General features: G+C 65.7%; 12 protein-coding genes. 9 read left to right on the top strand and 3 right to left on the bottom strand.

The window, feature by feature from the left end:
- Positions 1–159 precede the first annotated feature (159 nt).
- Positions 160–399: an accessory factor UbiK family protein gene (locus ACN0S5_RS14535; RefSeq protein WP_323767166.1), complete on the bottom strand. Its 240-nt coding sequence runs from the start codon at positions 397–399 to the stop codon at positions 160–162.
- A 94-nt stretch (positions 400–493) separates the two neighbouring features.
- Here ACN0S5_RS14535 and lgt point away from each other — a divergent pair, with 94 nt between their 5' ends.
- The 5 genes from lgt to ACN0S5_RS14510 all read left to right on the top strand — a co-directional run bounded on the left by lgt (position 494) and on the right by ACN0S5_RS14510 (position 4,619).
- Positions 494–1,408 carry a prolipoprotein diacylglyceryl transferase gene (lgt, locus tag ACN0S5_RS14530; RefSeq protein WP_417209397.1) on the top strand — a complete coding sequence of 305 codons (915 nt, stop codon included), beginning with the start codon at positions 494–496 and terminating at the stop codon, positions 1,406–1,408.
- Between the two features lie 50 nt (positions 1,409–1,458).
- Entirely contained in the window at positions 1,459–2,478 is a 1,020-nt protein-coding gene (locus ACN0S5_RS14525) for a class I SAM-dependent methyltransferase (RefSeq protein WP_417209436.1), read from the top strand.
- On the top strand, positions 2,475–3,230 hold the full coding sequence (gene pgeF, locus ACN0S5_RS14520) for a peptidoglycan editing factor PgeF (RefSeq protein WP_417209396.1): 756 nt from the start codon (positions 2,475–2,477) through the stop codon (positions 3,228–3,230). Before ACN0S5_RS14525 ends, pgeF begins: the two co-directional genes overlap by 4 nt.
- A 116-nt stretch (positions 3,231–3,346) precedes the next feature.
- A complete protein-coding gene (locus ACN0S5_RS14515) occupies positions 3,347–3,502 on the top strand; it encodes a hypothetical protein (protein ID WP_417209395.1) in 156 nt (51 codons plus the stop codon).
- A gap of 313 nt (positions 3,503–3,815) precedes the next feature.
- A complete protein-coding gene (locus tag ACN0S5_RS14510) occupies positions 3,816–4,619 on the top strand; it encodes a Hint domain-containing protein (RefSeq protein WP_417209393.1) in 804 nt (267 codons plus the stop codon).
- Positions 4,620–4,697: 78 nt separating this feature from the next.
- Here ACN0S5_RS14510 and ACN0S5_RS14505 read toward each other — a convergent pair whose 3' ends face one another.
- Complete coding sequence (locus ACN0S5_RS14505) at positions 4,698–5,198, bottom strand: Lrp/AsnC family transcriptional regulator (protein WP_089276733.1); 501 nt, start codon at positions 5,196–5,198, stop codon at positions 4,698–4,700.
- Positions 5,199–5,378: 180 nt separating this feature from the next.
- Between ACN0S5_RS14505 and trxB the strand changes: the two genes are divergently transcribed.
- From trxB to ACN0S5_RS14485, 4 genes are all read left to right on the top strand, one after another.
- Entirely contained in the window at positions 5,379–6,347 is a 969-nt protein-coding gene (gene trxB, locus ACN0S5_RS14500) for a thioredoxin-disulfide reductase (RefSeq protein WP_417209391.1), read from the top strand.
- Between the two features lie 104 nt (positions 6,348–6,451).
- Positions 6,452–7,780: a cytochrome P450 gene (locus ACN0S5_RS14495; protein ID WP_417209389.1), complete on the top strand. Its 1,329-nt coding sequence runs from the start codon at positions 6,452–6,454 to the stop codon at positions 7,778–7,780.
- A 200-nt stretch (positions 7,781–7,980) separates the two neighbouring features.
- Positions 7,981–10,059, top strand: coding sequence for a bifunctional sulfate adenylyltransferase/adenylylsulfate kinase (locus ACN0S5_RS14490; protein WP_417209387.1), 2,079 nt, complete (start codon positions 7,981–7,983; stop codon positions 10,057–10,059).
- A 192-nt stretch (positions 10,060–10,251) separates the two neighbouring features.
- Complete coding sequence (locus ACN0S5_RS14485) at positions 10,252–11,388, top strand: hypothetical protein (protein ID WP_417209386.1); 1,137 nt, start codon at positions 10,252–10,254, stop codon at positions 11,386–11,388.
- A gap of 37 nt (positions 11,389–11,425) precedes the next feature.
- On the opposite strand, the gene ACN0S5_RS14480 is transcribed toward ACN0S5_RS14485, so the two are convergent.
- Positions 11,426–12,652 carry a peptidoglycan-binding domain-containing protein gene (locus ACN0S5_RS14480; protein WP_417209384.1) on the bottom strand — a complete coding sequence of 409 codons (1,227 nt, stop codon included), beginning with the start codon at positions 12,650–12,652 and terminating at the stop codon, positions 11,426–11,428.
- Positions 12,653–12,670: the final 18 nt, after the last annotated feature.

The raw sequence follows: 12,670 nt of genomic DNA, 5'->3' as shown, positions 1-12,670 counted from the left end.
ACGCGGCGGTCATGGGACGGCGGGCGGGGCGTCGTTCCGGCCAAAGGCCGGGACCAGCGTCGTCCGTCGACCCGGACGCATTAAAGATGTCCATCGTCCCGGACGCACATTTAATGTCCATCGACCCGGTCGCAAGCCAGCGACCGGGGCATTCAGGCCTTAGCCCTTTTCCAGCGCGTCCAGCCGCGCCTTCAGCGCTTCATTCTCTTCGCGGGCCTTCTGCGCCATGGCGCGCACCGCGTCGAACTCTTCGCGGGTCACAAAATCGCGATCCGCCAGCCAGCGGTCCACCAGCGATTTCATCGCCGTTTCCGCCTCTTCCTTGGCCCCCTGCGCCACGCCCATGGCGTTGGTCATCAGCTGGCTCAGATCCTCGAAAACCTTGTTCCGCGTTTGCATGGGTCACTCCGCCGTTGCATTCCGTTCCTATATGGTCACCCGCGGCGCAACCCTCAAGGTTGACTTTGCCGCCAGACAAGAGGCAACAGGACGCATGCAGGCAGCCATCCCCTTCCCCGACCTCTCGTCCGAGGTCTTTTCCATCGCGCTCTTCGGGTTCGAATTTGCGCTGCGCTGGTACGCGCTGGCCTATATCGCGGGCATCCTGATCGGCTGGCGGCTGGCCGTCTGGACGGTCAAGCGCGCGCACCTCTGGGCCAATGACACCCCGCCGATGACCCCCCGCCAGATCGAAGATCTGCTGACATGGGTGATCCTTGGCATCATCCTTGGCGGGCGGCTGGGCTTTGTGCTGTTTTACATGCCGGGCTATTACCTGTCGCACCCGCTGGAAATCCCGATGATCTGGCAGGGCGGCATGGCCTTTCACGGCGGACTGCTGGGGGTGGTCTTTGCTGTCTGGCTGTTCTGCGCACGCAACAAGGTGCCGCTGGCCTCGACGGCGGACATGCTGGCGCTGGCCACCCCGGTGGGCCTGCTGCTGGGCCGCATCGCCAATTTCATCAATGCCGAACTGTGGGGCCGCCCCTCTGACCTGCCCTGGGCGGTGATCTTTCCCGGCCAAATGGCGCAGGACTGCGGCCAGCCATTGGGAGAGGTGTGCGCCCGCCATCCCTCGCAACTCTACGAGGCCACGCTGGAGGGGCTGGTGCTGCTGATCGTGCTGCTGGTGATGGTGCATCGCGGCTGGCTGAAACGCCCCGGCGCTGTGGCCGGGACGTTCTTTGTGGGCTACGGCATCGCGCGCTTTCTTGTCGAGTTCGTCCGCCAGCCTGACGTTCAGTTCCAGACTGTCGGCAATCCGCTGGGCCTTGCCCTGCATGTGAACGGCTATGGACTGACCATGGGCCAGTTGCTGACGCTGCCGATGATCGCGGGCGGCGCGCTGGCGATCTGGGTCGCCCTGCGCCACGCCCGCACCGCAACAACGCCAGACCCGGCAACGTGACAACCCCGCTCGCCGATATCCTTGCCCGCCAGATTGCCACCACCGGGCCGATGACGCTGGCCGACTACATGGCGGCCTGCCTCATGCACCCGCAGCACGGCTATTACAGCACCCGTGACCCGCTGGGCGCAGGGGGCGATTTCACCACCGCGCCCGAAATCAGCCAGATGTTCGGTGAGCTGCTGGGCCTGTCGCTGGCGCAAAGCTGGCTGGATCAGGGCGCGCCCGCACCCTTTGTCCTTGCCGAGCTTGGCCCCGGTCGCGGCACGCTGATGGCGGACATCCTGCGCGCCACCGCCCGCGTTCCCGGCTTTCACGCCGCCGCCCGCCTGCATCTGGTCGAAACCTCGCCCGCCTTGCGCGCCGAACAGGCCAAGCGTCTGCCGCAGGCCACATGGCACGACGTGGTCCAGACCCTGCCCGACGGTCCGCTGTTCCTTGTCGCCAATGAATTCTTCGATGCCCTGCCGATCCGCCAGTTCCAGCGTGCGGGAGAGGATTGGCGCGAACGAGTCGTCGGCCTGCACGACAACCGCCTCAAACTCGGCCTCGCCGCCCCCGCCCCGCAGCCCGGCCTCAGCCACCGGCTGGACGACACGCAGGACGGCGACATCGTGGAAACCTGCGCCCCCGGTCAGGCCATCGCCGCCGTCCTTGGCGCGCGCATCGCGGCGCAGGGAGGTGTCGCGCTGCTGATCGACTACGGCGACTGGCGCTCCCTCGGCGATACGTTGCAGGCGCTCAAGGGCCACGCCCACATCGATCCCATTGCCCTTCCGGGCACATCCGACCTGACCACCCATGTGGATTTCGAGGCGCTGGCCCGCGCCGCCGCCCCCGCCACCCACACGCTGCTGACCCCGCAGGGCGTCTTTCTGGAACGCCTCGGCATCACCCAACGCGCGCAGGCACTGGCCAGATCGCTCAGCGATGCGGCGCTCGACAGCCACATCGCCGCACATCGCCGGTTGACGCACCCGGACGAAATGGGATCACTGTTCAAGACACTCGCCCTGCTGCCTCAGGGTGCCCCGCCACCCCCCGGACTGGAGATACGCCCCCTGTCATGACGCTCCAGATTATCACCTCGAACAGCCTCGCGCCGTTCCGCCACGGGTTCTTTACCCGCAAGGGCGGCGCGTCGTCGGGCATCTTTGCCGGGCTGAACTGCGGCACCGGGTCCACCGATCAGGCCGAAATCGTCTCGATCAACCGCGCCCGCGTGGCCGACGCGGTCGAGGTTGCGCCAGAGCATCTGGCCACCGTGCATCAGGTGCATTCCGCTGACGCCATCACCGTCGACGGCCCGCTGCCCGATCCGCGCCCCAAGGCCGACGCGCTGGTCACCGCAACGCCGGGCGTGGCGCTGGCGGTGCTGACCGCCGATTGCCAGCCGGTGCTGTTTGCCGACCCCGGCGCGGGTGTCGTCGGCGCGGCCCACGCAGGCTGGCGCGGCGCGCGCGACGGGGTGCTGGAATCCACGATTGAGGCGATGGTGGCCCTTGGCGCCACCCGCGACGGCATCCGCGCCGTGATCGGCCCCACCATCAGCCAGCGCGCCTATGAGGTCGGCCCGGAATTCTTTGAGGATTTCGTCGCCGAAGACCCGGCCAACACGCGCTTTTTTGCCGGTGGCACCGACGACCGCATGATGTTCGACCTGCCCGCCTATGGACTGCACCGCCTGCGCGCCGCCGGGGTCGAGGCGGAATGGACCCGCCATTGCACCTATTCCGACCCAGAGCTGTTCTACTCCTACCGCCGCGCCACCCATGCGCGCGAAGCGGACTATGGCCGACTGATCTCTGTCATCCGGCTCTAGCCGCGGTCGCAGACGGGAAACAATCCGCCCATCCGCACGGGATTGTCCCAATGCTGCCGCAATTTGCTGCAACCTGTAGCGATAACCCAAGTCGGCAGAGTAAAGAGGAGCCTCCCATGAAACCGCAACGCCGCTTTATCGCGTCCATCACCGCCACCGCCAAAGCGGGCGCACCCCGGCTGCCGTTTGAACGCGGCGCGCCCCGGACAGAGATGATTTCCCGCCGGACCCAGGCCCTCCAACCCCGCCCGGCCACCGCCAAGCGCGCCTGAGGCCGGGCCACCGCCAACCAAGACCCGGCAAGGCGGCACCGCCACGCCTTGCCCCACCCCCCGCCAAAGCGCCGCTCAAGACCCGAGATTCGCCACGCTTTGCAGGAAAATGTGGCGGGATCGTCCATTTCGCCCCGACAATCCGCAACACCCCGCCGCATTGTCGCGCAGACTCCCGCCTGCGCCGCGCCAATTTTGACAGAGCGCACCAATTGCGGCCAGATTGTCACCAGTCAGATGCGTTGTTTTAACCGTCCGTCTGTCGTTGTTGGTGGGGGCCAACACGGATGTGACCCGTTGCAAGGGTGTTCACATGACCCGTCTCCACCGCGGCCTCTCGGGCCGGGCCCCGATGGCCAATCATGCCTTTTCTCCTCCTGTCCTGCCGGATCGGGAGGTCTCTCCGGACGGGCGGCCTCGTCGCGCAGGCTCTCTCATGCGCAAATACGAGGTCGCCGCCCTGCTCCCCGATCTCACGGTCTGCTTTACCCAGCATGTGGCCCCCGCCTCACCCCTGTTCGAGGAATGCGCCACCGCCTTTGCCCGCGGCACGCTGATCGAAACGGTGCGCGGCGCTGTCGCGATCGAGGATATGGTCCCCGGCGACTACATCGAAACGGCGCGCGGCAGCGAGCCGGTCACATGGATCGGCTCCACCACCTATGTGCCGGGGCACGACGATGAGGCGACAACCCTGACGCACATGACGCGGATCACCTCGGATGCCTTTGGCATGGGCCAGCCGACGATGGACCTGCTGCTGGGGCCCGCCGCCCGCATGGTGGTGCGCCACCCGCGGCTGGCGGATCTGCTGGGCAAGGACTGCGTGCTAGCGCCGGTGCGCGACTACGTGGACGGCGACCGCTTTTTGCAGGTCACGCCGATGGGGACGGTTCAGCTTTTCCACCTGATGGTGCAGCGTCACACCACGATCCGCGTCGGCGGAGTGGAACTGGAAACCTATCACCCCGGCAACACCGCCGGTCAGGCGCTGGGTCAGAACATGCGCGCCCTTTACCTCAGCATGTTCCCCAATATCACCGATCTCGACGATTTCGGACAGGTCGACATGACCCGCACCGCGCGTGAGGTCGTCGACCGGCTGGTCAACGTCTGACCCAACCGGCCCCCTCGTGCTTCTTCTCTGTCCAAATCCCCCGGGGAGCGCGAGGGGCTGGCCCCTCGCCCGCCCACCTCACGCGGAGCGGCTCAACCGTTCTTCCAGCACCTCGAAAGGCACGCCGGGATCGTCCTTGGCGTTGCGGATCACCAGCGAGGTCTTGACGCTGGCCACGTTGGGCGCGGTCAGCAGATCGCCGGTCAGAAAGCTCTGGAAGGTGGACAGGTCCGGGGCGACGCATTTCAGGATAAAATCCACCTCGCCGTTCAGCATGTGGCATTCGCGCACCAGCGGCCAGGCGCGACAGCGTTCCTCAAAGGCGCTCAGGTCCACCTCGGCCTGACTTTGCAGCCCGACCATCACAAAAACCTGCACCTCGAATCCCAGCGACCGGCTGTCGACATCCGCGTGGTAGCCACGGATATAGCCCTGCTCCTCCAGCACACGCACGCGGCGCAGGCAGGGCGGGGCCGAAATGCCCACGCGGCGGGCCAGTTCGACATTGGTCATCCGACCATCAGCTTGCAGTTCTGCCAGAATCTTGCGATCGATCGGATCAAGCCGGTGACCTGCCATCGTCTCCCCCGTCATATTCGCGATTGTTATAGCAGCCCACCGGCCCTGCGCAATAATATTTCAACCGGGCGCAAGATTCTTTTGCCTCGGTGCCGGTTGTCGCGGCACCGCGCGCGCCCTCTTTTTTCAGGCGCGCGACGCGGCTATATGACGACGGCACCGCCGCTTAGGAGAGCTTTCATGTCCCAGACACGCCACACCAAGGTCCTTATCATCGGCTCCGGCCCGGCTGGCTATACCGCCGGCGTCTACGCCAGCCGCGCGATGCTGGACCCGATCCTGGTGCAGGGGCTGGAACCCGGCGGCCAGCTGACCACCACCACAGAGGTCGAAAACTGGCCCGGCGACACAGAGGTGCAGGGCCCCGACCTGATGGTCCGGATGGAGGCCCACGCCCGCGCCATGGGCACAGAGATCATCGGCGACATCATCTCGAAGGTCGATTTCGACAAGCGCCCCTTTGTCGCCAGCAGCGACAGCGGCACCACCTACACGGCGGATGCGATCATCCTCGCCACCGGCGCGCGCGCCAAATGGCTGGGCCTGCCGTCCGAGGAGGCGTTCAAGGGCTTTGGCGTCTCCGCCTGCGCCACCTGTGACGGGTTCTTTTATCGCGGCAAGGAAATCGTGGTGATCGGCGGCGGCAACACGGCGGTCGAAGAGGCGCTGTTCCTGACCAACTTCGCCTCCAAGGTCACGCTGATCCACCGCCGCGATGAACTGCGCGCCGAAAAGATCCTGATCGACCGGCTGATGAAAAACCCCAAGATCGAACCGCTGTGGTTCCACCAGCTTGACGAGGTTGTCGGCGACGACATGCCCAAAGGCGTGACCGGCGTGCGCGTCAAACATGTGAAAACCGGCGAGATCACCGAGATTCCCTGCGCCGGGGTCTTTGTCGCCATTGGCCACGCGCCCGCCAACGAACTGGTCAAGGACGTGCTGGAAACCCATATGGGCGGCTACGTCGTGACCAAACCCGACAGCACCGCCACCTCGATCCCCGGCGTCTTTGCCGCCGGCGACCTGACCGACCACAAGTACCGTCAGGCGGTGACCAGCGCGGGCATGGGCTGCATGGCCGCGCTGGAGGCGGAACGCTGGCTGGCCGAGCACGACATGGACGCAGAGGTGCAGGCCGCCGAATAACGCCGCCTTCCCCGGCGCGGTCACAGAGCGCGTCGGGCAACGACTTTTTCGCGACAAGACGGCGGACCTTCGATAACCTGCGCGCAGGCAACCGGAGTTCCGCCATGCCGCCCGCATCCGATCTGGACCACATCCCGCACCTGCCGACCCAGCCGCTGGTCGGGCATACGCTGCTTTCCCTCAAGGATTTCCTTGGCTTCGCGCGCCGCAACACGCAGGCCTTCGGCGAGGTCTACCGCATCAAGATGATGGGCCGCTGGCGCATTTCCTTTACCAGCGCCGATGCCGCCGAATACATCCTGATGGACCCGGACCACATCTTTTCCGCCAAACAGGGCTGGCACGATTCGCTGGGAACGCTGTTTTCCGGCGGGCTGATGCTGCGCGACCATGACGACCACCGCCAGCACCGCCGCATCATGCAGGCCGCCTTTCGCAAACCGGCGATGGACAGCTACCTTGCGCTCATGGCGCCGGAACTGGACCGGATGATGGCGGGCTGGCCGGTCTCGCGCCGCCTGTCGTTTTATCCCGCGATCAAGGATCTGACCCTGCGGCTGGGCGCGCATGTCTTCATGGGGCTGCCCGCCGACACCCCCGAGGCACAGGCCCTCAGCCGCCGGTTCATCGACGAAATCGCCGCCGCGATCACCGTGATCCGCAAACCGCTGCCACTTACGAAATACCGGCGCGGGGTGCGCGCCCGTCGCGCGCTGCTGGATCGGTTTCACGCCCTTGTCGAAACCCGGCGTCAGGGCGACGGGGCCGATTTCTTTTCCCAGATGTGCCGCGCCACCGACGACGAGGGCCGCCACTGGTCCGACGCGGAAATCGCCGAACACTTCAACTTTCTGATGATGGCGGCGCATGACACCACCGCCAGCGGCCTGTCGTCGATGCTCGCCGCGCTGACCGATTTTCCCGACTGGCAGGACCGCCTGCGGGCAGAGGTCGACGCGCTGGGGGCCGGGCCGATGACCCCCGCGCTGCTGGAGGCGATGCCGCAGACCGAAATGGTGTTCAAGGAGGCGCTCCGGCTGGTGCCGCCTGTCGCGCTGATCCCGCGCGTCGCCCTGCGCGACTTTGACTGGAACGGCATCCGCATTCCGGCGGGCCACCCGGTGTCGGCCAACATCACCATGGTCATGCGCTCGCCCGAGCATTTCACCGACCCCGACCGCTTTGACCCGGAACGCTTTTCCGACAATCGCGCCGAGGACCGCAATCACCGGTTCGCATGGATGCCCTTCGGCGGCGGCGCGCACAAATGCATCGGGCTGCATTTCTCGATGATGCAGGTCAAGTGTTTCACCCGCGCGTTGCTGTCGCGATACCGTGTCACCCGTGACGACAACGCGCCGGTGCGCTGGAAACGTCTGCCGATCCCGCAGCCCAAGGGCGGGCTGCCGGTGATCCTGCACCCGCGCCCCTGATCGCGCGCCGCCCTGATCCGCCTCCGCTGACCCGCGCGCCCCGACACGGCACGTCCGGCGTGGCCCGCTGTGCCGCGCCCTGCGCGCCGTTGCCAAAGCGCCACGCCGGCGGAAATCCCCCGTTCCGGTCAACTACCACTTTTCTGCGGGTGCAAAGCGTGCGATGTGTTCAGCGCTGAACACACTTTGAGTCGCCTGACATGCCCGCCGCCACCCTGCCCTCCAACCTGCCGGAAGAAGACCAGCTCTTTCGCCTCTTGCGTCAGCTTGACCGCGCGCCAGAGGCCTCGCAGCGGGTGACGGCAGAGGCGCTGGGCATCTCGCTGGGGCGGCTCAACACCTACCTGCGCGCCGCCACGGACGCAGGTCTGGTCAAGGTCACCGAACGGTCCGGCCCCGACCGGCGTCAACGCTTTGCCTATGCGCTGACCGCCTTTGGCGCTGACGAAAAGACCCGGCTCGCCGACACCTTCCTCGCCCGCAAATTCGCAGAATACGACGCGCTTCACGCCGAACTGACCGGCAGCGCAAGCGGTCTCATCCCCTTGAAGTACAGGAGCAAACTCATGCAGAACAATCTCGCCCCCATTCAAGAGCTCTACGTCTCTTATGACAGCGCGCAAAAGCTCAAGGTCGAAGCCGCTGACCTGACCAGCCACGACCTGACCCCGCGCCAGATCTGCGATCTGGAACTGCTGATGAACGGCGGCTTCAACCCGCTCAAGGGCTTCCTGTCGGAAGAGGATTACAACGGCGTCGTCGAAAACATGCGCCTTGCGGACGGCACCCTGTGGCCGATGCCGATCACCCTCGACGTGAACCAGGCCTTTGCCGACACCGTCGAAATCGGTCAGGACATCGCCCTGCGCGACCAAGAGGGCGTCATCCTCGGCACCATGACCGTCACCGACAAATGGCTGCCGAACAAGGCGCGTGAGGCCGAAAAGGTCTTTGGCGCTGACGATCTGGCCCACCCGGCCGTCAACTACCTGCACAACACCGCAGGCGAAGTGTACCTCGGCGGTCCCGTGACCGGCATCCAGCAGCCCGTGCATTATGACTTCCGCGCCCGCCGCGACACGCCCAACGAACTGCGCGCCTATTTCCGCAAGCTGGGCTGGCGCAAGGTCGTCGCCTTCCAAACCCGCAACCCGCTGCACCGCGCGCATCAGGAACTGACCTTCCGCGCCGCGAAAGAGGCACAGGCCAACCTGCTGATCCACCCGGTTGTCGGCATGACCAAACCGGGCGACGTCGATCACTTTACCCGCGTGCGCTGCTATGAGGCGGTTCTGGACAAATACCCGGCCTCGACCACAACCATGTCGCTGCTGCCGCTGGCGATGCGTATGGCGGGCCCCCGTGAGGCGGTCTGGCACGGCCTGATCCGCAAGAACCACGGCTGCACCCACCTGATCGTTGGTCGCGACCACGCTGGCCCCGGCAAGAACTCTGCCGGTGAGGATTTCTACGGCCCCTACGACGCACAGGACCTCTTCCGCACCCATCAGGAAGAAATGGGCATTGAAATGGTCGACTTCAAACACATGGTCTATGTGCAGGAACGCGCACAGTACGAACCCAACGATGAGATCGAAGACAAGGACAACGTCACGATCCTGAACATCTCGGGCACCGAACTGCGCCGCCGTCTGGCCGAAGGTCTGGAAATCCCCGAGTGGTTCTCCTTCCCCGAGGTGGTCACCGAACTGCGCCGCACCAAGCCGCCGCGCTCGAACCAAGGGTTCACCGTCTTCTTCACCGGCCTCAGCGGCTCGGGCAAGTCGACAATCGCCAACGCGCTGATGGTCAAGCTGATGGAAATGGGCGGTCGCCCGGTGACGCTGCTGGACGGTGACGTGGTGCGCAAACACCTGTCGTCGGAACTGGGTTTCTCGAAAGAGCACCGTGACCTGAACATCAAGCGGATCGGCTACGTCGCCTCCGAGATCACCAAAAACGGCGGCATCGCGATCTGCGCGCCCATCGCGCCCTACACCGCGACCCGCCGCGCCGTCCGCGAGATGATCGAGGAATACGGTGCCTTCACCGAGGTCCATGTCGCCACCTCGCTGGAGGAATGTGAGCGCCGCGACCGCAAAGGCCTGTACAAGCTGGCGCGCGAAGGCAAGATCAAGGAATTCACCGGCATCTCCGACCCCTATGAAGAGCCCACAAACGCCGAGTTGATCGTCGAGACAGAGAATGTCGACGTCGACAACTGCGCGCATCAGGTGATCCTGAAGCTGGAGTCGATGGGCCTGATCGCCGCGCAATAAACGGCCCCACAGACAGACGAAAGGCCGGGCGCTCTGCCCGGCCTTTTTCTTTTGCGCAGCGCATCCGACCCGACCCGGCGGGCCCACAGCGGCCCGCGACTCGACGGAACCGGGCGGCGTGGCTACACTCGTGGCCAGTCCGGCGATGTCCGACCCTGACGGTCAGACGCCTGATCGCCGCATGAGATGCCGATGCTCAAAACCGGACTCCGTTTTCTGATCGTCCTCTGGCTGGGGCTGGCGTCGCCGGGTCTGGCACAGCCGGAAATCCATGTTGTTGCGGTTGGCAGCGGGCAGCCATCCAAAGACACCTTCGCCCTGCCCGAGGCCCGCGTTCTGGTGGATCGACCGGGCCGCGACGTCAGTCTGGTGCTACTGGATAGCGGCCTGCTGCACTGGAAGATCGAGGCCACCGCCGGAACCCTCATCAGCGACATCATCCGCAGCGGGCCGGAGTCAACGGACAGCAAGGTGTCGCTTTACGGCATTCCGATGATTGGCGTACAGGTCTCGGGGCTGCCGCTGGTTTTCAACCCGTGGGGGCGTGAGTTCCGACGGCTGATCGACAGGGTCGCGGACAGGTCGGGCACCGACCGCATCAGCAGCTTTCAGGCGCGGCACAAGGCCCCCGCAGCACCGCTGAGGGTCGCGTCCGTCAATACTTCCACCGCCGCGCTGGCGCGGGACTACCTGTCGCCCTTGCTGGACGCCGGGGACGACCTCGCACCGGACATCCGCAACCGGATCGACGACGACGGCGGTCCGCCGGGATTTACCGTCGCGTTCGATGAAACCGGGGTCAGCCTGACCGGGCCATCCGGCTCGCAGCGGTTCCCCGCGCCCCCCGGCATCCCCCCGATCCTCTTGCCGGTGACCGGCGTGTATGACCCCGCGTCGCAGATGATCTACTGCATCACCGTCGGGGCAGAGGGATACCTGTATTCCGTCGATACCCAAAGCGGAGACTGGTCGGTGATCACCAGTCTGGACGACTACGACGCCGCCGGACTGCTCTATGACACGGACACACGCCAACTGATCCTGACCGGCGCGTTTTCGCGACCGGGCGACATCCGGGCTTTCGGTCTGGACGGCAGCCGGTCGTCAGACTTCATCCCGACCACACGCTTTCCCGGACTGACCGACCTGTTCGACTATGGCAATGAACACGGCCCGCCGCTGACACCGCTCGTCTACCGTGACGGCTGGCTGCTGCTCGAAGCTGTGGCCGAGGTTGACAGCGCCGCCCCCGGCCCCCGCCCGCATCGCCTCTACGCCGTGCAGCTTGCAACCGGCAAGGTGCGCCTGCTGCGCTTTGGCCAAGACTAGCCTCGGGACCAGACCACCGCGCGCCACGCGTTTGCGCTCAGCCCCGCAACCGCACCCGCGCCCCGTGGCCCGACCGGCTTGGCCCTGACGGCGTGCCCCGCAACATCTCTGCCCCGTAAGGCGCCTCCGCGCGGGCGAATTTCACCAACTTGGTCAGATCGTGGCGCATGTCTTCGAACAACGCCTCAAAATCATCCATCCGCATGTCATAGGCCGTCTCAAAGGCCGCATCCCAGTCGTCCTCTTCGCCCACCGCGCGCCAGAAGGTGACCATGCGGTCCTCGCCAAACCGCAGCGCCAGCAGCGCCGCCGCAAGGTTCGAGGCCGAATATTCCGCATCGCTGCGCACCGACTGCTTCTTGCGGATGAAATCCAGCGGGATCGGGTCCTCGGCATCGCGCGACTGCAACGACACCAGCATCGGCACCGATACCGTCCGCGTGGGGCCCTCGCGGGACTTGATCTGCGCCAGATAGGCGCTGCCCTCAACCATCCACGACGGCCCCATGCGGCGACGCCCGAACCCGTCAAAGGGCACCTTGTCATAGCTCATCTCGCGCTGAACATGGTGCATGTATTCGTGCAACATCACGTATTGATAGCGCCCCTGCCAGATCTCGTAAGAGGTGACAGCCTCCTGATCCCCGGACGGCATGCACAGCGCGATCCGGTTGCGGTAGGCGCTGCCCATCACCCGCTCGACCCCGACGCACAGATCGTCCGCCGTCTCTTCCGCCGCCGCGGGCGACAGATCGTCGATCCCCGGCACCGGCAACTTCAGCAGGTCTTCCAGATCGTCCCGGCCAAAGGCCACGATCAGCACCGGCTTGCTCGCCGTGGCGATGCCGTATTCGACCGCAAAGGTCTGGCGCGCCTCCTCATAGGACCGCTCGATATAACCGCGAATCACCGGAGAGATATTGTCCTTGGTCAGGATCAGCGGCGGCTCCGCCGAGGGCATGACCTCCGCCGCCTGCGGCGCATAAGAGCCGATCTCACGGCACCAGCCCACCGCCGCGCGCTCTGAAAACTCGGGCAGCGCGTTGAACACCGCATGGGCCTCTTCGCCCTCCAGCCGCTGCACAAACTCCGCCACCGCGCGGCGCGTCTGCACACCGGTGACGCCATCCGCCTCGCCGGGGTCCAGCCCCAGCCGCGCCAGTTGCTGCTGCACGCAGGTCACATGGGTGTCAGAGGCCGCAGCGGCCCCCGCCGTCGCCCCCAGACAAAGGGCCAGTGCTGAAATCAACCGTGTGATCGTCATGGGCTTGATCCCCTGATG

It is taken from the genome of Antarctobacter sp. (assembly GCF_048262615.1).
Lineage (GTDB): Bacteria > Pseudomonadota > Alphaproteobacteria > Rhodobacterales > Rhodobacteraceae > Antarctobacter.
This window is presented reverse-complemented; position numbering and strand designations above follow the sequence as displayed.

Excerpts from the sequence above, each read along its gene's own strand:
- ACN0S5_RS14485 (WP_417209386.1), top strand. The coding sequence starts at position 10,252 with ATGCTCAAAACCGGACTCCGTTTTCTGATCGTCCTCTGGCTGGGGCTG.
- lgt (WP_417209397.1), top strand. The coding sequence starts at position 494 with ATGCAGGCAGCCATCCCCTTCCCCGACCTCTCGTCCGAGGTCTTTTCC.
- trxB (WP_417209391.1), top strand. The coding sequence starts at position 5,379 with ATGTCCCAGACACGCCACACCAAGGTCCTTATCATCGGCTCCGGCCCG.
- ACN0S5_RS14505 (WP_089276733.1), bottom strand. The coding sequence starts at position 5,198 with ATGGCAGGTCACCGGCTTGATCCGATCGATCGCAAGATTCTGGCAGAA.
- pgeF (WP_417209396.1), top strand. The coding sequence starts at position 2,475 with ATGACGCTCCAGATTATCACCTCGAACAGCCTCGCGCCGTTCCGCCAC.
- ACN0S5_RS14525 (WP_417209436.1), top strand. The coding sequence starts at position 1,459 with ATGACGCTGGCCGACTACATGGCGGCCTGCCTCATGCACCCGCAGCAC.
- ACN0S5_RS14535 (WP_323767166.1), bottom strand. The coding sequence starts at position 399 with ATGCAAACGCGGAACAAGGTTTTCGAGGATCTGAGCCAGCTGATGACC.
- ACN0S5_RS14515 (WP_417209395.1), top strand. The coding sequence starts at position 3,347 with ATGAAACCGCAACGCCGCTTTATCGCGTCCATCACCGCCACCGCCAAA.
- ACN0S5_RS14480 (WP_417209384.1), bottom strand. The coding sequence starts at position 12,652 with ATGACGATCACACGGTTGATTTCAGCACTGGCCCTTTGTCTGGGGGCG.
- ACN0S5_RS14495 (WP_417209389.1), top strand. The coding sequence starts at position 6,452 with ATGCCGCCCGCATCCGATCTGGACCACATCCCGCACCTGCCGACCCAG.
- ACN0S5_RS14490 (WP_417209387.1), top strand. The coding sequence starts at position 7,981 with ATGCCCGCCGCCACCCTGCCCTCCAACCTGCCGGAAGAAGACCAGCTC.
- ACN0S5_RS14510 (WP_417209393.1), top strand. The coding sequence starts at position 3,816 with ATGACCCGTCTCCACCGCGGCCTCTCGGGCCGGGCCCCGATGGCCAAT.